Below are 19,096 nucleotides of genomic sequence, written 5' to 3'. Positions count from 1 at the left end.
TTTGTAAAGTCATCCGCTATAAAATCCATCCACGCCCGATTTCTTCGCAGACTTACACGAAAAAAAAGCCATCGCAAGGTACCTACGGGCACATTGCATAGCAATTCCCTGACTATCATTCTTAAGATACATTCTGCTAGTAACGTCAGAATCTCGGACATCGGGCAACGCTCTTGATTTCCCGCAAGCTATTACTTCCCCTCCTTCCTCTGACAACCATTTGGGACCGGCGGTGCGGAATAGGACTCTTCTGGTTCTTATACTAATTCATTCATTCCTTTCTAAAAGAAAGGCTTTCCCCTCTCAGGGAAAGCCTTCGCCATTCACTATTCGTTCAAGCACCTACTTTTTCGCCACGGCTCCTCTGAAGTTTCGGAGGTTATACGTGAACGTTAGCATAAAATACCGGCTCAGCACCAGCGTACGGGTATCTTCCACGTACGTTTCCGTCGTATTCCGGCTGATGCTGTTGTTTTGATTGAGTAAATCGAAAATTGTTAGACGAATTTCACCGCGTTGATCTTTCAGGATCTTCTGCCCTACGCCCAGATTGAACAGCGTAAAACTCCGATCATAGCCGGCCCCCAGACCCGTATATAGCGTATTGGTTACGTCAGGGTTAATGGTGAAGCCCTTAGCTGAAATCCAGTTCAACCGAAAACGGGCCGTATGCGAGAAATAGTTACTGTTCTGCTGAGGCTGAATGGTATACCGAATGATGTTGTACGCCCCTGAATACGAAACAGAAAAATCCAGGTTCTCGCTGATGTTACTGCTCAGGACAGCTCCACCGTTGATGGCGTAATTGTTCGAGAAGCTTTCAACTTCGTTGATCAACCCGGGCGTACGGGAGTAATTCACGCCCCCGTTCAAGTTCAGGTTACTCTTAATCGACTGAATCGGCAAGCCCAGGTTCATAAATGCCCGCAAATTCCGGTAGCCCTGTAAGTTAACCGGACGGCTGTATTGCGAGCCACGCGTCAGTAACACGCCTTCGGTCAACGTCGTGTCCCGATTGGCGATCACGGTAGCGTTGGTGATGTTATTAGCTGTAAAGGTGGCAAACATCCCCCCGAAGAAATTTACCGACTTGGCTACATTCGTGCTGTTGTACCGTAAAGAAAGCGTATGCGAATACTCCTGTTTCAGGTTCGGGTTACCGCTGGAAATAAACAGCGGGTTGGTATTATCAAACACATTCTGCAGCTGCGTGATGGAAGGAGCATTCGTAGAAGTACGGTAATTGAACCGCAGGTTTTTCGTTTGCGTGAATTTGTAGTTCACGTCCATATTTGGCATCCAGTTCTGGAAAGTTTTATCCACCGAGAACGTCCGGGGAAATAATTGATTCCCCGATAAATCCGCTAACTGATAATCGACACCCGCCGAAAGAAAACCTTTTTGGCTACGTAAGCGGTATGAAAGTCCAGCCCGGTTGGTCGAGTACTGATTGTCGAAACGGTTGCTCAGAATCGAATTCAGCGATGTGTATCCCTGCGTAGCTTCGTTGTAATCGTACGTTTCCTTGTTGCTTTTGCTGTTGGTGATCGAACCGTTGTAGCTCAGTTGCAACTGACTCATCTTCGACAGCGGCTCGGTATAGTTTACGTTCGCATTCCAGGTATTACTGTTGGTTTCCGTTTCCGATTGTTGTCGGATCAAGGCCAGCGAATCCACCCCGTTTCTGCGGGCATAGCGGTTCTCGGAGTTTAGTAAGCCATTCCGGTTATTGGCATTCAACGTCGTTCCCAGTCCCACGGAAATGGTTCGCCCGGGCTTGGCAAATTGATGGCGGAACAACAGGTTCTGGCCAAAGTTGTAGCCGTTACTCTGGGCCGTATTGCGGGTACTGGTTTGGCTGATCTGGGCTCCGGTTTCGCTCTCGCGGGTCGCCCCTTCGACCGTACTGCTACTGTTATTGTTTTGAACGCTAATCCGCGGCGTCCAGATCAACGAACTTCGTTTGCTGATCTGATACTCCAGTCGCAGGTTGGCCCGGTGGTTATTGTTATTGTTGGTAGACTGGCTGTTCTGATCATAAATCTGACCGTTGCCACCTGTAGCAAAGGACGTACGGCTCAAGGTCGTTTCGGACCGGTTCCGGGCATTGTTGAAAAAGTAACTACCCGTTACTTTCACCTTACTGCTCCAGTTATCGGTGTAGTTTAAGCCGATGGCATTTGTAGAGGTAATACCGCCCTGCTGACCTACCAGGAAGTTTCCGGCGGAGTTTCCGCCAAATCCACCGCCGCCGCCACGGTTTCCACCGCCACCACCGCCGCCCCGGTTGCCACCAAAGTTACCACCACCCCGGTTGCCACCGCCACCTGAGCCCAGGGCTCCGAGCAAATCCTGCATGGCGAAGTTTTGCTGGTTTATGTTGTTACTCAGGCCAATGAGTGAAATCCGGCGAGCTCCGTTAAAGAAGTTGATATTTCCCCCGGCCGAATACCGATTGTCGGTACCATAACCGGCGTATACTTTTCCGAACTGACCATTATTCTTCCCACTTCGCGTCGTAATGTTGATGGTACGTTCGGCATTACCGTCGTCAAAACCTGTAAACTGGGACTGATCGCTCAGCCGGTCAAATACCTGAATTTTATCCACTACTTCAGAAGGCAGGTTTTTCAAAGCCAGCGAAGCATCATCCCCAAAAAACTCGCGTCCATCCACCAGTACGCGTTTGACATCCTGTCCCTGGGCTTTAATGGTTCCGTTTTCCACCGTGATCCCCGGCATTTTTGTAACCAGATCCTCCACGTTAGCGTCTTTCGTTACTTTATACGCATCGGCGTTGTAAATCAGCGTATCGGCTTTCTGCTCCACGCGTTCCTGCATGCCTTTCACCGTCACTTCTTTCAGGTTTCTGGAATTAGAAGACAACGGTAAGGTACCCAAATCAAGTACGTTGTTGAAGGGCCGTACCTGAATCTGTTCGGTATTGTACCCGATATTTGAAAGACGTAAGCGATAACTGCCCCGACTCAGATTCGGGAAGGCAAAACGTCCCTCGGCATCAGTAGTAGTTCCACTGCGTTTGGTACTATCGCTGGCATTGATCAATAGAACTGTTACGCCGAAAAGTACCGAGCCGTCATTTTTATCCGTAACTCGTCCCCGTAGTTCAGTTCCATTCACGCCGGGTTCTGTCGTTGCCTGCGTGGGTGGAGTCGTCGTAGGCACGGGTTGTGTGGCAGGACGTGTCGTGGGGGGTAAGGTATCCCGAACAGCGGGCGGTGCTGCCACTGCTTGGCGACTCGTATCAGCGGGCAGTACGGGCGTGTTGGAAGGAAGCGTCGAATTGGGCTGAGTCGTAGCTGGGCGAATCGTGTCCGCAACCGCTATAGTACGAACCGGCGACAAGGTTACGGCACCGACATCTACCTGAGCCCGTAAAGGAGCTACTTCAACTTCACGAGCCTGAAAATTCGCTTTAGCTACGCGTATGCGATACGCGGGGCCCTGTTCGAGTCCACGAAACAGAAATCGACCTGCGGTGTCAGTTTGGCTGGTGAGTCGTTTCGTACTATCGGCGGGCTGGAGTAAAACTACTTTAGCTTCAGAAACTGGCTTTTGGGTGGGTTGCGTCACGCGGCCGCTAATGGCACCTTCCTGGGCCCAAGCCTGGGAAAATGATAGCGTAGCGATCAGTAAAGAGAGGTAATGGTTCGTTTTCATTGTCTATCGCACGCGGCGGTGCTGGCTAGAAGGCTCGTAAAGAATTGTCTCATAGATTGCCTGGAGTGGTGGAAGTTTAGTGGTGAACGGGGGCAGTAGGACTCTTTTCATAAATTCATCGATGAACGGGGGTATTAAGTAGATATGCCAAGCGTTTATGGCTAGTTTATCTTTAAGGACTACTTACGCCCCAAGCACCGCTGAACGGGCGGCGGATAAGCAATTGTTTTTCAGAATAAATCGGGCGTAAAAGGCACTAAAATTTTCGTACGCGGGTTTGGCCGTTACGCATAAGAGTCCTACGTTTGTAGGCTAATTCTAGTTATTCGATAGAATAAAAGACTTCTCAGAGCCATGCAAAGTTTCCGTACCGAACTGGAGAATCCCCTCGTAGAAAAAGATATCGTCGATTTAGAGCGAAAAATCCGCCTTTTCCGGGAGGGAAAAATTCACGAGGAAAAGTTTAGAAGCCTGCGTCTGGCCCGGGGAGTATACGGTCAGCGGCAACAGGGCGTTCAGATGGTTCGTATCAAATTGCCCTACGGCAAAATGACGTTTAACCAGTGGAAACGCATTGCGGATATTTCGGACGAATATTCCACGGGAAATCTGCACCTAACAACGCGTCAAGATATTCAGATTCACTTCGTTAGCCTGGATCGTACGCCCGAACTCTGGGCCAAACTCGAACAGGATGACATTACCCTTCGCGAAGCCTGCGGAAATACCGTACGGAACGTAACGGCCTCACCAACGGCGGGTATTGATCCGCAGGAGCCCTTCGACGTCACGCCTTACGCGGATGCTACTTTCCGTTATTTCCTTCGAAATCCGATTTGTCAGGAGATGGGCCGGAAATTCAAGATTTCCTTCTCCAGCTCCGACGCCGATACGGCCCTGTCCTATATGCACGATTTAGGCTTTGTTCCTAAAATCAAGGATGGGCAGCGGGGTTTTAAAGTACTGGTGGGGGGCGGCCTAGGTGCCCAACCGGCATTGGCTCACCTGTACCACGAATTTTTACCCGTCGATCAGCTTATTCCGACGGTGGAAGCGGTTTTACGCATTTTCGATCGTCACGGCGAACGCAACAGCCGTCATAAGGCTCGTTTGAAATTCCTGATTGCTAAAATCGGTTTCGATGAGTTCAAGCGACTGGTTACGGAAGAATGGACCGCCCTGAAATCCAAAACGTATACGATTGAAGCTCCAGTAGAAGCTGCACTGGAAGTACCGACAGGGTCACTGGCGTATGCAACGGACGAGGTCTACAACCAATGGTTGAAATCCAACGTATTCCCGCAAAAACAGAGCGGCTACTACGGCGTATTCGTACGCGTACCGCTGGGCAATATTCATTCCGAAACCAGCCGTAGCCTGATCGGACAGATCGAGCCTTACGTTGCCAACGATGTTCGGGTATCAATCAACCAGGGCCTGTTGTTCCGTTTTGTAAAAGCGGAAGATTTACCCCGCGTCTACGAAATTCTGGCGGCTCACGAGTTGGCTCAACCTGGTGCGAACAGTACGGCCAACATCACGGCCTGCCCCGGTACGGATACCTGCAACCTGGCCATTTCCGATTCGACGTCCATTTCACTGGAACTGGAAAAAGTCATTGGGCAGGAATTTCCTGACCTAATTTTCAACAATGACATTCTCATTAAAATCTCGGGCTGTATGAACGCCTGCGGTCAGCACAGCATGGCCCAGATTGGTTTACATGGCAGCTCGATGAAAGCTCCGGATAAACGTGTATTGCCCGCTTTACAGGTTCTGCTGGGTGGTGGAACGCTGGGCGATGGCTCGGGTCGGGTAGCTGATAAAGTCATTAAGATTCCGTCGAAACGTGGTCCGCAAGCCCTGCGTTGGATTCTGAATGATTACGAACAAAACGCTAATGACGGCGAGTATTTCAATGATTACTACGATCGTCAGGGTGAAAAATACTTCTACGGCATTCTGAAACCGCTGACGGATCTCTCCACAGTGGTTGACAGCGATTTTGTAGACTGGGGTCAAACCGAATCTTTTGCTACGGAAATTGGCGTAGGTGAATGTGCCAGCGTGATTATCGATCTGGTGGCTACGCTGCTTTTCGAAACCGAAGAGAAATTCGATTGGGCCGAGCAAGCCTTGAAAGAAGGTCGCTACGCCGATTCGATCTACTATAGCTACAGCGTTTTTGTCTCGGGAGCGAAAGCTCTGTTACTGGACAAGAGCGTTAGCGTAAGTACGCAACATGCGGTCATTAAAGAATTTGACAAGCAATTTGTGGAAAGCGGCGAATTCTCGTTCGCCGGTCAAACCTTTACGGAACGAGTACTACAGATTAATCAACAGGAACCCTCGCCGGAGTTCGCCGAGCGTTTTCTGGGAGAGGCTCTGGATTTTCTTCAACGGGCGAAGGCGTTCCGCGAAGAAGCGGTTGCGGCTAAAGCCTGAGACGCGATTACTACGAATGAGCAGAAAAACGAACCCTAAACTGACCGTTGTCGGAGCAGGACCGGGTGACCCCGATTTAATTACGCTGAAAGCAGTCAAGGCTCTACAGAATGCCAACGTGGTTTTGTATGACGCCCTGATTGATCCCGTCTTACTGGAACATTGTCCGGCTGAAACGGAGAAAATCTACGTCGGCAAACGCCCCGGCCAGAGCCATTCGCAGGACTGGATCAATGAACTGATCGTGGAAAAAGCGTTTGCGGCGGGGCATGTGGTCCGCCTGAAAGGGGGCGATCCGTACGTGTTTGGACGGGGTCAGGAAGAGCTGGCCTATGCCCGCCCGTTTGGTATCGAAACGGATTACGTACCGGGTTTGTCTTCGGCCCTGGCCGTGCCCGGCAACGCCGGTATTCCCATGACGGCTCGTGGCGTGAGTGAAAGCTTCTGGGTCATTACGGGTACCAAGACGGATGGATCGCTCTCCCGCGACCTCTGTCTGGCTCTGTGCTCAACGGCTACGATTGTCGTCCTGATGGGCATGAACAAACTTCAGGAAATTGCGGACCTTTGCGTACAGATGGGCCGGGCGGATGTACCCGCAGCCATTTTGCAAAATGGTACAACAGCCGAACAACGAACTGCCATCGGTACCGCTCAGGAATTGCCTCGACTGGCTTTGGAGCAGAAATTGTCCAATCCGGCGGTTATTGTATTGGGCGAAGTCGTTCGGTACGGCTCGGCAACGCCGTCTACCGACTGGCAGGAATTTCTGCAAAACGGTCAATTTTTTGATACGCGGGGTTGATTTGGTAAGCTACACGAGGTTGAAACCCCAAGCCTTGGAGTATGGTACCCTTAGGGATTTTACCGGCTCCCTTTCATAGGCTTGAATCTTAAACCTAATCAAACTTTACAGTTAGTTACTATACGTGCGATGCATTCAAAGCTTCTTTGGGTGCATCGCATCACTTTTTTAACGATAAGGAGCTTAGGCTCAAGTAGGGAATTATATCTACGGGCTTCTTGTTACCTTTAGAATGAATTTTAAGCGTATTCATGAATAAGCAAGTGATTTTTCAGGACTGGGGCCTTCGGGACTATCAGTCGGCTTGGGACGCCCAGGAAGAGCTGCTAGCCGCTACCGTAGCCCGTAAGGTTCAGAATCGGCAAGCTGCAGTAGAGGAGCAACTGCCCACGAATAATTACCTTCTTTTTGTGCAGCATCCTCCTGTATTTACGCTCGGTAAAAGTGGCAAACCCGAACATCTGCTGGAGGATGAACAGAAGCTGGAACAGCTCGGCATTCAGTACTACAAAATCAATCGGGGCGGTGATATTACGTATCACGGTCCGGGTCAATTAGTAGGTTACCCCATTCTGGATCTGGATAATTTCAAGCCCGATATTCACTGGTACATGCGAACGCTGGAAGAGGCCATCATTCGTACCTGTGCGGATTATGGCCTGGAGGCGGGCCGCATTCCGGGTATGACGGGCGTGTGGCTGGATTATATCGAACAGAAAAATCCCCGGAAAATCTGTGCGATGGGCGTAAAAGCCAGCCGCTGGGTAACCATGCACGGTTTTGCTCTGAATGTAAATAATGACCTGGCTTTTTTCGAGTATATTGTACCTTGTGGTTTGGAGGGAAAAGAAGTAACCTCCCTAGCGAAAGAGCTGGGACATTCCCTCGATTTCCAGGAAGTTTCGCAGCGATTAAAAGCTCATCTGGCCGATTTGTTCGAAATGGTTTTTGTCGAAGAATCGCTCACCACACCGACCGTTTGAGTAACCAATAAAACCATTCATTCCCATGAAAAAAGACATTCCATTTTTACCCGTAGAAGGGGTAAAAGTAGCCATAGCCCGTGAAGTGAACGAATTCAATGAAGTTGCCTGGCGGGTGTACTTACTCAACCGAAATGACAAAGCTATTCAAAACGTTTTTGTAACTTCTCGTGGCTATAGTAAACCCCAGCATCAGGGTGAAGAAGCCCAGGAAACGTCAACATTACGCCATTTTTTCCAGGAAGTTCCCGCCCATAGTCATCAGCCGATTGAGCCCATTGATTCGTCGGTATTTCATTTAACCAATGAATATTGGGTGAGTTATTTCATCGACAATCAGGTTTACGACAAGCGGTTTATTTTCGTACCGGGTAGTCTGGACGAAGCTAATTTGATTCAAATCAACCAATTAGCACAGGAAGGTATTCTGCACGAATAAAGTTTTTTCAGGTTTTAAGAAACGCGGATTTTACGATGGTAAGGTCCGCGTTTTTTTGTACTCACTTCCCGGAAGTTTATTCACTGTACCGTTCGCTCATTGGATGAATGAAGGTAGGAGCTTGGTGTGTAATTTAGAAGCCATCCCTCGATGCTCGCTTATGAATGCTACCTTTCAATCTTCGGTCAAACCTCTTTCATTCATTGATATAGAAACCGTTTCGGGCGAATCCTCGCTGGAGTTAGTATCTGAACGATTACAGAAAGAATGGCTACGAAAAGCGAGCCGAATTCGCACAACGGAAGGTTGTACAGACGCAGAGTTATACTTTGACCGGCCCGCCGTTTACGCAGAATTCGGTAAAATTATCGTCATCGGATTAGGCTTTTCCCACTGGGAGGAAGCGGATGAGCCTACCTTCCGGGTTCGTACCATTCATGGTCATGATGAAGCCAGCGTACTTCGCCAATTTTGCACGCTGATCGAAAAGCGATATCCCCGTAATTTGATTCTTTGTGCCCATAATGGCCGCGAATTTGATTACCCTTACCTTTGCCGGCGGATGATGATTCACGGCATATCCATTCCTCGATCGCTCTGGAATACGCATTGGAAACGCTATAACTCCCCTCATCTGGATACCATGGATTACTGGAAATTTGGCGATTTTAAAAACTACACCAGCCTCGAATTATTGGCGGCTTTGTTCGGCATTCCGTCCAGTAAGGATACCCTGTCGGGGAGTGAAGTTAATACCTCGTACTATCATCACGATGGACTACTTTCTATTGCACAGTATTGCCGGGAAGATGTTGTTGTATTAGCTCAATTATACTTGCGTTATCACCAAATGAATTTATTACAGGAAAAGCAAATTATTCGTTTAGATTTATAGCTTTTATTCAGGCGTTTGTCTGTATTTTTACCCACCCATCGAATTGGTTTGTCCTTTATGAAACATCTTTACAAATTAGCTAGTCTGCTCTTTTTCATCCTTACGTATCACCAAAGTTTAGCCCAGTTAAGCATTACTTTTCCCACCACGCGAGCGGTTTTTCAGCGTGATTTATCCAACCAAGCTTCTGTACATGTAGCGGGTGTTTATACGGAAAAAGTAGAGCGGATTGAAGTACGCTTAGTACCGATTCCGGCGGGCGGTTCGATTGGGCCTAACGATGCCGTCGATACGCAATGGCAAACCTTGTGGACGTACCCTGGCAACACCACCAGTACTCCCTCCAATGGCTATTTTCAGGGTTCAGTTACGGCCAAAGGTGGCTGGTATGACCTCAAAGTACGGGCTTACCAGAATGGTTCCTTACTGGGACAAGAAACTACGTTATCAAAAGTTGGCGTTGGTGAAGTGTTCGTAATTGCCGGTCAGTCGAATGCCACTGGAATTGCGGACCCTGACAATACGGGTCCTTCAGCAACGTATGATCAGGTAAGTGCAGTAGGCATTGGCTACAAAATCACCGAGAATCCAGATCCTAACCAACCTGATCAATGGGGCCCCTGGAGTTATTCAAACATTAAGGACAAAGTAGCTACCCCCGAGTTTGTTCACCTGGACGCTACCACTACCTTAGCTCCTTTCGGACTCTCGGCTTGGTGCTGGGGAGCTTTAGGTGATCTGTTGGTGCAACGTTGGCGAGTGCCTGTCGCCTTTTTCCAGGGCGGCTGGTCGGGTACGGGCAGTGTAAACTGGTTCACAAGTATCGATCCTTCGCAAGACCCCGCCTTAAATCCTGTGTTTAGCTACCCTTATCCCAAAGGACAGCCTTACGGCAATTTGCGGGTCAGTCTGAATAATTACGCCTCGCAATATGGCGTTCGGGCCGTACTGCTCCACCAGGGTGAAACGGATAATTTTGCCAATACTTCTCAAGAAACCTATGTATCGAACTGGAATGCGGTTATTACTGCCAGTCGGTCAAATTCGGGGAAAGAAAATCTTCCTTGGGTCATTTCCCGAGCCAGTCGATACTTCGACCGTACGAACTTATCCGGCCCCAGTATTAACAGTCCAACGATTATTAGTGCTCAGAACGCCCTGATTAATCCTACCAAGCAAATCTTTGCTGGACCAGCTACGGATGATATTCACGGTCCCGAGTACCGTGATGCCGTAGATGTTCACTTCAAAGGTCAGGGGCTTCTGCTTTTAGCTAAAGCTTGGGCGGATGCTCTGGATGCGGCTAACATTCGTTCGCAGGCTACTCCGTACGCGGCTTTGGCTCCGGCTCGCCTGTACCCTTCGTGTTTGAGCAGTACGCAGATGCGAGTGAAAGGTCAGGATGGATGGGCTTCGTATACGTGGGTAAATCCGCTAAACAATAATGGCGTGAACTCCGTAGCATCTGGTAACTCAGCCGATTTTACGGCCGGTACGTATCAGTTGAAAGTAAGCGACAGTAAGGGCAATGTAATTGTTTCGCCGCGTATCATCGTTCCTGCTTCACTGGGTACGGTTACTGCAACCATTAATGGGAATACGCCGCTTTCGGCGGGCCACACGCTCGGACTGACGGCTGCTGATGCTCCGTACTATAGCTGGAGTGGCCCAAATGGCTACACGTCTGCTCAGAAATCCATTCAACTAGCCGATGTTTCAGCTAGTCAAACGGGTACTTACAACTTAATGACGACGAACATTTACGGCTGTACGGCTACAACGAGCAAACCTGTACAAGTGATTACGTCTTATACCTCGGCACAGTCGGGTAACTGGGATGATCCCGCTACCTGGACGGCCAACTGCCCCGGCTGTATTCCTACGTCGAAAACCAACGTAGATCTACGTCCTACCCATCGGGTCGTTATCAAAGCCACTCAAAATACGACAGCTCCCAACCCTTAATCAGTAGGGTAGGGAGCTTTCCCTTCTTTAGCGTACCAGATAAGGTCTGAGCCGGGGTTCAGGCATCGTCAGGTGTTGCTGCAAAGCGGACTGAAGATCCGTAAGATTGGAAATTTTGCGGGATAAAATGCCTTGTTGCTTGGCAGGAAGCTTGCAAAAAGCCATAATTGCCTGAGCTTCTTCTTCCGTCAGTCGACGACTTTCTACGAGAACGTACGACTTATAAATCATTCGAATGGTGAGGTAATTCAGAATGAGCAGAGCGGTGCCGGTACTAAAACGAAAGGCTCGTTGAAAGTAAGCTGGGTGGTAGGGTTCACCTTTCAGCTCTAACCGAACGTGGCTATGAGGGAAATACTGTTCGGTTACTTCTCGGAATCCATTTTCTATCAACAACTGTACTAAACTTTCAGATGGGGTATATTGAGTCATACTTGTGAAGGGTTCAATCTAATGCCTTAGTCTATAAACGCCTTTACCGGTAGGATGTTCTTTCAAGAAAAGTCTAAGCTTTGAGAGGAATTTGTACTTTTTCTTTACAAAATCTTTACGCTGATTTAAACATAGATTCATTATTACTTTCTAAGGTATCGTTTGCTAAAGCATTGCTTTATAGCTACTTCCGTCCTAAAATTGGTATGCAAGCATACCAATTTTACGTTTTTTTCTTCTTCCTCCTTGGATCAAGCCTTCGCAAGTATTAAATCATTACTTCGTTGTTAACGAATCCACCAGCGTTCAGCTAAAAACCTCCTTCTATAGGCTTTTCCCTGCCTAAACATTTCTTTCGCAGGCAAACAGGTACGTATAGGGGGAGAGTTGATTTAATATATAATGCTGGATTTTCGTCTCTGAGAATCCTTCGTTGATCTACGTCTCAACGCCTCAGGGTGCTTTCCTGAGGGTAGCATTAGGCTTGTTTATAAAGTAAAGAAAAGACCCTCTAACCTGCTAAATACAAAAAATGGGCAGGTTCTACATCCCCTGGTGTGAAATTTTCGTTAGTACAAACGGGCATTCTTTTTAAAGAAACGCGGTTTTCGAATCGCATTTATTTTTTTTGTCCAATTTGCTTTTAAAAATACAATTATTAGTTTTGTCCTAATTTTAGAAAGGCCAGACTTTCGAAAAACACCGGCCTTACCCCATCGCAATGGAAGATTACAACAAAATCATTGAGTCGCTGGGCGTCCGATTCATCAAGGCCCGGCATATTCGGATGCAACAAGCCATCCGAATCAAGAATTTTTATGACATCGAAAACTCGCTGTTGATTCTATACGACGGAGAGGTGTCATTTGGCGAAGACGGAACCTTAGCTGAACCCGGCGATATGCTATTTATCCCCGGCGGGAAGTCGTTGAATATTACCTACGGTAGCAGTGAAAGCCCAAAGGCTATCTCAAACGAAGAATTTCTTACCTTCCGCGAACGTTATTTCGATTCGCGTCGGGACCCGGCTGAGATTGGAAAATTGCCCCATTCGTTCGGTCTGGTAGCATTTGAAGCCAAGGTTTTCGATTCCGTTAACTTCTTCACATCTCTGGATGTACCGCCTTTCCTGATCAAAGGGGAAGAATCGCTGGCTCACGCCTTGAAAGAAATTCTGGCGGAAGATTTCCGGGACGAAGCGGGTCGAGGTCGTATTATCAAAATCAAGACGGAAGAGATCGTCATCAATATCATTCGGTATATTTTGAAACACCGTCTGTTTGTGGAGCAATTAGCTACCAACAGTACGTATTTCAAAGATCCTCGTCTGATCGACATCTTCACCTATATCAAGGATAATATTGGCGGTGATCTGTCCAATAAAGTACTCGCCAACGTAGCCAACGTTTCCGAAGATTACGTCGGTCAGTATTTTAAGATGTTGACGGGTATCAACCCTCAGGATTACATTGAATACCAGCGAATGGAAGCGGCGGTTAATTTGCTGCGTACGTCCAAAAAGAGTATTCGTGCTATTGGTGCCGAAGTAGGCTACAAGGATACGGCTTATTTCTGTCGTCGCTTTAAAATGATGTTTGGCATTCCTGCCGGCAAAATGCGTCGTCGTGAATCGCTAATGAATTTGTAAGTATCACAATTTGATAGAAAAGCACTTATCTGTAGAGATAAGTGCTTTTTTTATGTCTTTTGTAAGACATTAATACTAGAAAAAGCAAATAAGATGTAAATAGAAAGAGTGACCGAGAAGTATTTTATCGGAATTAGGTAAGCACCTTGGCAAGCTAGTATAGAGATAAATTTCAAACGGTTGGTAAGGGTATTCATAAACAATTTAGTACTATTCAAAATTTATGTCTTCGAAGTATTTGTGAGGATTTAATTGTGTAGAAGAATTGAAATTGTCACCTACTATAATATATTTTAACTTCATATAACATAATTCTTATAAATAGCTTAAGTAATAAAATCACGGTTTTCGTGGATAGTAAGAAAAAAGCATAACACTTAATTTTACACTAATTATTAGCCGTAGGTAACACAACTTACGAATCAGGTAATACTAAACATATAGCTATGAATTGCACTATCAATTTTTTAATTCTACTGTTTTTACTCACAACTTTAGGATGTGGAAAGTCGCAAAATCCTGACTCAGAGTTGCATTCATTCAATGAACGCATGAATAGACAGGCATATATGGGCACGGCACGGTCCACGATGTACTTACGCGGTTACGACCGCTTACCATCTATTGATGGTACAGGATCATTCAGCATAGATAAAATCAAAGGGGATAGTTCAAGGCTTGTGCTGCGGATGGAACTTTCTGGACAAGAGGGATTTTCCTTATCCATTCCTGGGAAGCAAAATGGCCAATCCTGGAAGTTTAGTGCTGATCCCAGCGAGGTATCTATCAAAGACAATGGTGAAATAAACGGGTCTGTTACAACCAGTGCTAAGAAGATAACGTGGAAGGGTCGTCTTTTTGACGACAAGCTTATGCTAGATGTAAAGACTAAATACCTCAGCGAAGAAGGTGGGATACCAGAGGAATCCATCTTAGATACGCATTTTGAACTCGTAAGATCTGGTAGTCAACAAGCTGGTGGTGGGCAACAAGGCTGCACAATCGTTTGGGAAAGCCGACCGACTTTCAACCTCTATTCTGGGGGCATTGATCTTATCTATGTACCCGTATGCCACTAGTGTTCAATTGCCTAAACTAAGACTCAATTCGTATCCTGAACTTTTTAAATTTAATAAGTTTGAGATAGACTATATTTTTAAGTTAGATTATGCAGATCGGTATATATGTGTTATGGTATTGTAACATCTCTAGATATACTTCATTGCAGTTGCTTTGTGAATCAGTGAGGCTGTATTGCTTACGTCAAATTTTTGTAATAGATTTCTTCTATGGCTCTCAACAGTTAGTGGGCTAATAAACATCAATTCTCCTATCTTAGGGGTCGTAAACCCCTGGGCCATCCATTTAAGTACTTCCCGTTCCCTTTCGGTGATTTTTGGAATAGTGTCCTGTTGATTAGCCATTTTTATAAATTTCATTTCCCGACTTAAGACCTGTTCCCCCTTATGGACGGCATGAATACTCGTAATCAGGTCTTCAGCTGATGTATTTTTAAGTAGATAACCCAAAGCCCCAGTTTGGAGCATACGGAGTGCAATGCTTCCTTCGTTCAGGTTACTAATTGCGATAACCTGCGTGTTTGGATAATCCTTCTTTATCACCGCGGTAGTGTCAATACCGTTCATTCCCGGCATGTTAATGTCGACCAAGACAACATCTATCGGCTGCTTATTTAAAAATTCCAAAGCATCTTCGGCACGAGTAAATGTACCTTTCAATACAATTTCGGTCGTATTTTTCAAGATAAATTCAAACCCATTCAACACCAGAGGATGATCGTCTATGATAATTACTGAAATAATTTTATCCATTTACATTAAGTTGAATATGGAATGATGCTCCGTTACCTATGGCGGCATCGATCTCCAATTGTCCATTCAATATATCTACCCGGTTGCGGATGTTGGAAATGCCAATTCCTTCTTTAGACAGTAGCTCATTTTTTGGATCAAATCCCTTGCCGTTATCCTCAACATTGATATGAAATTTATCCTCAACTTCGGTACACTGTACCCACACCTGCGAAGCTCCGCTATGCTTTACGGCATTGGTCAGTAACTCCTGTAAAATCCTGTATACTGCAATCAGAAAAGCCTGCGGATAGTCCTCACGTAGATTTGATGCTTGAAAATCAATTTGCAAATCCGTCTGTGACATGGCATTGCATAAATCCCTTAGGGCGGCTTCGAGCCCCATATATAATAAAGATTCTGGCATCATATTGCGTGCTATCCGCCGAAGCTCGTCAACCGAATGGTCCAACTGACTAATGATTATATTCAAATCTATAGTTGTTTCTCTTTTAGGGTTAATATTCGCGGCAACCGCAGAAAGTTTTAATTTAGTACTTGCCAGCATGCCACCCAATCCATCGTGCAAGTCCCGTGCGATGCGATTACGCTCTCTTTCCTGGCCCTGTAACATGGCATTATAAAGATTCAATTTTTCCTGTTGTCTACGATTTTTCATTTCCTCCTTTAGGAACATTTCTTCCTGCTTCGCCAATTTTTTCTTGTTATTGAGTGCGGAGTACCAGGTAAAGGATAAGGAGGATAAGACAAGAATAGCTAAGACAAGAATACCGACCCACAGGCGGGTCTTGTGTAGGGAGAGTTGATGTTGCTGGTTCTCTGTCTTTATCCGCAAAAGTTCTTTCTCTTTTTCCGTAGTTTGATAGATTTTTTCCAATTCTATGATTCGCTCTTCGCCTTTGTCCAAAAAGAGAGTGTCTGACAGTTTTTTATGGGCTTCGTACCAGTTGATAGCTTTTTGATATTGTCCCAACTTAACAGCTGTATTTGCTAGGTTATAATATACCATCTGTTTATTTCTTAGGGACTTGTTGGTTTGTACATAAGGCAGTACCGTTAACAATTTGTTCATGGCAGCCTGATATTGCCTGGCGGACTGCAAGGCACTGAACTGGTCATAAATTATGGTGGCTGCCATATCGTCGTTATGCTGTTTTTTCGCCGTATGAAGCCCTTGTTCAAAATGCCTATTGGCTTTGGACATATTTTTTTGCACTGCCCAATAGCTTCCTGCCACACTATGGTAGATAGGAATATAAGCTGAGTTGGGAATACGCTGGGCTAATACATCCGCTTTGTCCAAGAATATTTTGGATTTTAAATCATCTTTACGAAACAGGGCATTTCGGGCAGCGTTTACAGATAGCGTAAAAAGCTGCTCATCCGCATCTTTCCTTCCCTTTAATAAATTCCAAGCATTTTCATAATGCTGTTGAGCCTTATTAAATGCTTTCAGGTTCATTAAGGCCATGGCAACATTTTGGTAATTATTGCCCAGCAGGGTAGAATCTTTGAGATGTTTGGCTAGGGGGATTACTTTATTCAGTAATATATTTACATATTCATCCGATTTCCCATCGCGTTGAAGCAATGCTCCATAACTTCCCCAGAGCCTTGCAAGATGTCTTTGAGCATCCGGTTCATTATTTTTATCAGTTTGCTTAAGCTGAACTTCCGCCTGTAAATAAAGCTGCTTCGCCTTTAATGGGGCTGTGTCAAAATAGACTGCAGCACGGTAAAAACTAGACAATCCTCTGTAGTAGCTGGATTTGCTTTTTGCCCCCAGTAGTTGTTCCGCTTCGCCTATATACCTTAGGGCCTTTACAGTATCGAAATCAGACCAAAAAAAACTTAAGTTATAAAGTGCTTTAGCCTTGTGCTCCTGATCTTTGAGTTGCAGCAATTGCTGATATAAGCTATCACTATGCTGTTGAAGCTCATTCTTAGTCTGAGCGAAACTATTGATTATCGTAAGTCCATAAAGTACTGCAATACATACTGCTATTTTATTCATGCACCTGACGCACTATATTGATTCTCGAACAAAAAATAATTTTAACTAACCATTGAGAGCTGCGGCATAAAATACCAAATCCATCGTATCTAACAGCACCTCATATCACCTCCAGATCATTTGTCCACCAGCACTTTCAATTTTGTCTTTTCCTCTCCAGATTACAGGAATAACTTCACGAGAATTAGTTGCATCTGAATCAACATTATATTGCTTTCCATCATTGGGAATGATTTTCAAGTCCCATGAATAACCGAGCGTTCCGGTAGATCGATAATTGGTACCAATCAACAAATGTTTTCCATCCGGAGAAAACTCCGGTACAGATTCTTTAAAATTGCTTGAAGTCACCTGCTTAAGGTCATTCCCATTTGCATCCATCGTGTAAATATGATTGCCAATACTTAAGGCAAACTGTGTACCTGTCTGGTTAACCGTTAGCTTGCCCCAATCCTGATAGCTCATTTCCTTAATTAATGTTCCAGAACTAAAAGGAGGTGCCATCTTAATAATATATTTACCATGTGTAAAGATGACGTTATTTCCCGGTAGCCAGAAGCGAGATTCATTGATACCAAGTCTTTCACCATTGATGTCCACGATACGTGCTACAAATTCACCGTTTCGTTTTAAGATTGTGATACCGTCTTGAAAGTCGTTTGATGTGACCAAGATCAAACTATTGTCAGGCGATAAATAACCTTTACAATAGCTATTACCTGCAGGGCTATTGTATATAAATTCCTCTACTATTTTTCCACTGTTCATATCGCTGATCGTAAACCTGACATCATATTGTCCGTATGTACTTGCATTCACGGCTGTCAGCTTCCATTTTCCATCGCGAGAAATATCAAAATTATTAAGTTTGGAATCGTCGGGTATGAAAGATCCACCCGTACCATCTGGCAGGCTCATCTTAAGAATACCTTCAGTAGCCCAGTCATAATAAATGGTACCTTTCAATAAAGAAGGATAAGGACTGGATCCTCCGGCGTTATCTTTTGAACAACAGGTGAACACTAACAATGTAAAAATCTGCACGGCAGTGCTAAATAACTTTTTCATGGCGTTCTTGCTTATATATCGAATTCAAATTTACTAGCCTGGATCCTGCAAATCAATCCACGAAAACTAGGGTTTTATTATAATAAGTAGTAAGATATTCGATAGAAGTGCAGTAATTATAGTCATTGTTATTGAGGACTCAAATTGCGGTCAGGAATGGGTAAATGAAAGTCGTAGCATTGACAAATAAAAGTAGGAACCAAGCAATGCCTTTTGCTGATATCGTTATTGAAAATTTTTCGAGTGCACAGGCGGAATTGATCCTGTTTTTTTCTTAGCCTAATGAGAGTCAAGAGAGAAATGCAACTGCTCTCTGTAAAAATTGAGGGTAATTCGAAGCAGAAACGGATACCTATAACTTAAATATTTGTAAAGTACCTATTGTAATGAATTTCATTAACTGAAACACTACTCCGCTTGAGAAAATCTAGCTTATCTTCAAGCTCACTAATCGTTTTACAATAGTCCTTTAGCTTCTTGCCAATTATGCCTAGGACAAAGGGACCTTTACTACTAAATTCTTTTTCCTTCCACTTGGGTGAGTTCTTTTAGAGAGAGGAAATGACGAGTATCAATAAATCTTTTCTCTCCTTTGTGATAGACCCTAATTTTTACATTGTGGGTTCCATGGGCTTTTTTATGATGTTCATAACTTTTATGACGGTTTTACCTGAAGTTCAACAAAAACTATGCAAAACACACTGCTTTGAGGGATTTCAAAACGGCTAAGGAGGAAGTTCCAAAACTGCTAAGAGAGGAAAATAAAAAAGCCGATTTTACTTACGTAAATCGGCTTTTTTAGGAAGTGTCCCCGGCAGGGTTCGAACCTGCGACCCATTGATTAAGAGTCAATTGCTCTACCAACTGAGCTACGGAGACTATTGCTGTT

At 45.4% G+C, this 19,096-nt stretch carries 13 protein-coding genes and 1 tRNA gene; 8 read left to right on the top strand and 6 right to left on the bottom strand.

Annotated features, from left to right (window positions below):
- Positions 1-342: 342 nt before the first annotated feature.
- Positions 343-3,681: a TonB-dependent receptor domain-containing protein gene (locus C5O19_RS25625; protein WP_104716218.1), complete on the bottom strand. Its 3,339-nt coding sequence runs from the start codon at positions 3,679-3,681 to the stop codon at positions 343-345.
- A 354-nt stretch (positions 3,682-4,035) separates the two neighbouring features.
- On the opposite strand from C5O19_RS25625, the gene C5O19_RS25620 reads away from it, so the two are divergent.
- The 6 genes from C5O19_RS25620 to C5O19_RS25595 all read left to right on the top strand — a co-directional run bounded on the left by C5O19_RS25620 (position 4,036) and on the right by C5O19_RS25595 (position 11,213).
- Entirely contained in the window at positions 4,036-6,126 is a 2,091-nt protein-coding gene (locus C5O19_RS25620; protein WP_104716217.1) for a HEPN domain-containing protein, read from the top strand.
- A 16-nt stretch (positions 6,127-6,142) separates the two neighbouring features.
- A complete protein-coding gene (gene cobA, locus C5O19_RS25615) occupies positions 6,143-6,931 on the top strand; it encodes a uroporphyrinogen-III C-methyltransferase (RefSeq protein WP_104716216.1) in 789 nt (262 codons plus the stop codon).
- 251 nt (positions 6,932-7,182) lie between these two features.
- Positions 7,183-7,914 (top strand): lipoyl(octanoyl) transferase LipB, encoded by a 732-nt coding sequence (gene lipB, locus C5O19_RS25610; RefSeq protein WP_104716215.1) that lies wholly within the window; start codon positions 7,183-7,185, stop codon positions 7,912-7,914.
- Between the two features lie 25 nt (positions 7,915-7,939).
- Entirely contained in the window at positions 7,940-8,353 is a 414-nt protein-coding gene (locus C5O19_RS25605; RefSeq protein WP_104716214.1) for a hypothetical protein, read from the top strand.
- Positions 8,354-8,513: 160 nt separating this feature from the next.
- The gene (locus C5O19_RS25600; protein ID WP_104716213.1) at positions 8,514-9,248 is read left to right on the top strand and encodes a 3'-5' exonuclease; all 735 of its coding nucleotides are present in this window, start codon (positions 8,514-8,516) and stop codon (positions 9,246-9,248) included.
- Positions 9,249-9,305: 57 nt separating this feature from the next.
- Positions 9,306-11,213 (top strand): sialate O-acetylesterase, encoded by a 1,908-nt coding sequence (locus C5O19_RS25595; protein WP_104716212.1) that lies wholly within the window; start codon positions 9,306-9,308, stop codon positions 11,211-11,213.
- Positions 11,214-11,240: 27 nt separating this feature from the next.
- On the opposite strand, the gene C5O19_RS25590 is transcribed toward C5O19_RS25595, so the two are convergent.
- Positions 11,241-11,645: a hypothetical protein gene (locus C5O19_RS25590; RefSeq protein WP_104716211.1), complete on the bottom strand. Its 405-nt coding sequence runs from the start codon at positions 11,643-11,645 to the stop codon at positions 11,241-11,243.
- A 721-nt stretch (positions 11,646-12,366) separates the two neighbouring features.
- Here C5O19_RS25590 and C5O19_RS25585 point away from each other — a divergent pair.
- Complete coding sequence (locus C5O19_RS25585) at positions 12,367-13,293, top strand: helix-turn-helix domain-containing protein (protein WP_104716210.1); 927 nt, start codon at positions 12,367-12,369, stop codon at positions 13,291-13,293.
- Between the two features lie 551 nt (positions 13,294-13,844).
- A complete protein-coding gene (locus C5O19_RS25580) occupies positions 13,845-14,372 on the top strand; it encodes a hypothetical protein (protein ID WP_133163454.1) in 528 nt (175 codons plus the stop codon).
- Between the two features lie 129 nt (positions 14,373-14,501).
- On the opposite strand, the gene C5O19_RS25575 is transcribed toward C5O19_RS25580, so the two are convergent.
- The 4 genes from C5O19_RS25575 to C5O19_RS25560 all read right to left on the bottom strand — a co-directional run bounded on the left by C5O19_RS25575 (position 14,502) and on the right by C5O19_RS25560 (position 19,086).
- Entirely contained in the window at positions 14,502-15,125 is a 624-nt protein-coding gene (locus C5O19_RS25575) for a response regulator transcription factor (protein ID WP_104716208.1), read from the bottom strand.
- Positions 15,118-17,139 carry a sensor histidine kinase gene (locus tag C5O19_RS25570; protein WP_104716207.1) on the bottom strand — a complete coding sequence of 674 codons (2,022 nt, stop codon included), beginning with the start codon at positions 17,137-17,139 and terminating at the stop codon, positions 15,118-15,120. The genes C5O19_RS25575 and C5O19_RS25570 overlap by 8 nt, the downstream gene beginning before the upstream one ends.
- Before the next feature lie 105 nt (positions 17,140-17,244).
- A complete protein-coding gene (locus tag C5O19_RS25565; protein ID WP_104716206.1) occupies positions 17,245-18,207 on the bottom strand; it encodes a TolB-like translocation protein in 963 nt (320 codons plus the stop codon).
- Positions 18,208-19,013: 806 nt separating this feature from the next.
- Positions 19,014-19,086, bottom strand: a tRNA-Lys gene (locus C5O19_RS25560).
- Positions 19,087-19,096 lie beyond the last annotated feature (10 nt).

It is taken from the genome of Siphonobacter curvatus (genome assembly GCF_002943425.1).
GTDB classification, from domain to species: Bacteria; Bacteroidota; Bacteroidia; order Cytophagales; family Spirosomataceae; genus Siphonobacter; species Siphonobacter curvatus.
This window is presented reverse-complemented; position numbering and strand designations above follow the sequence as displayed.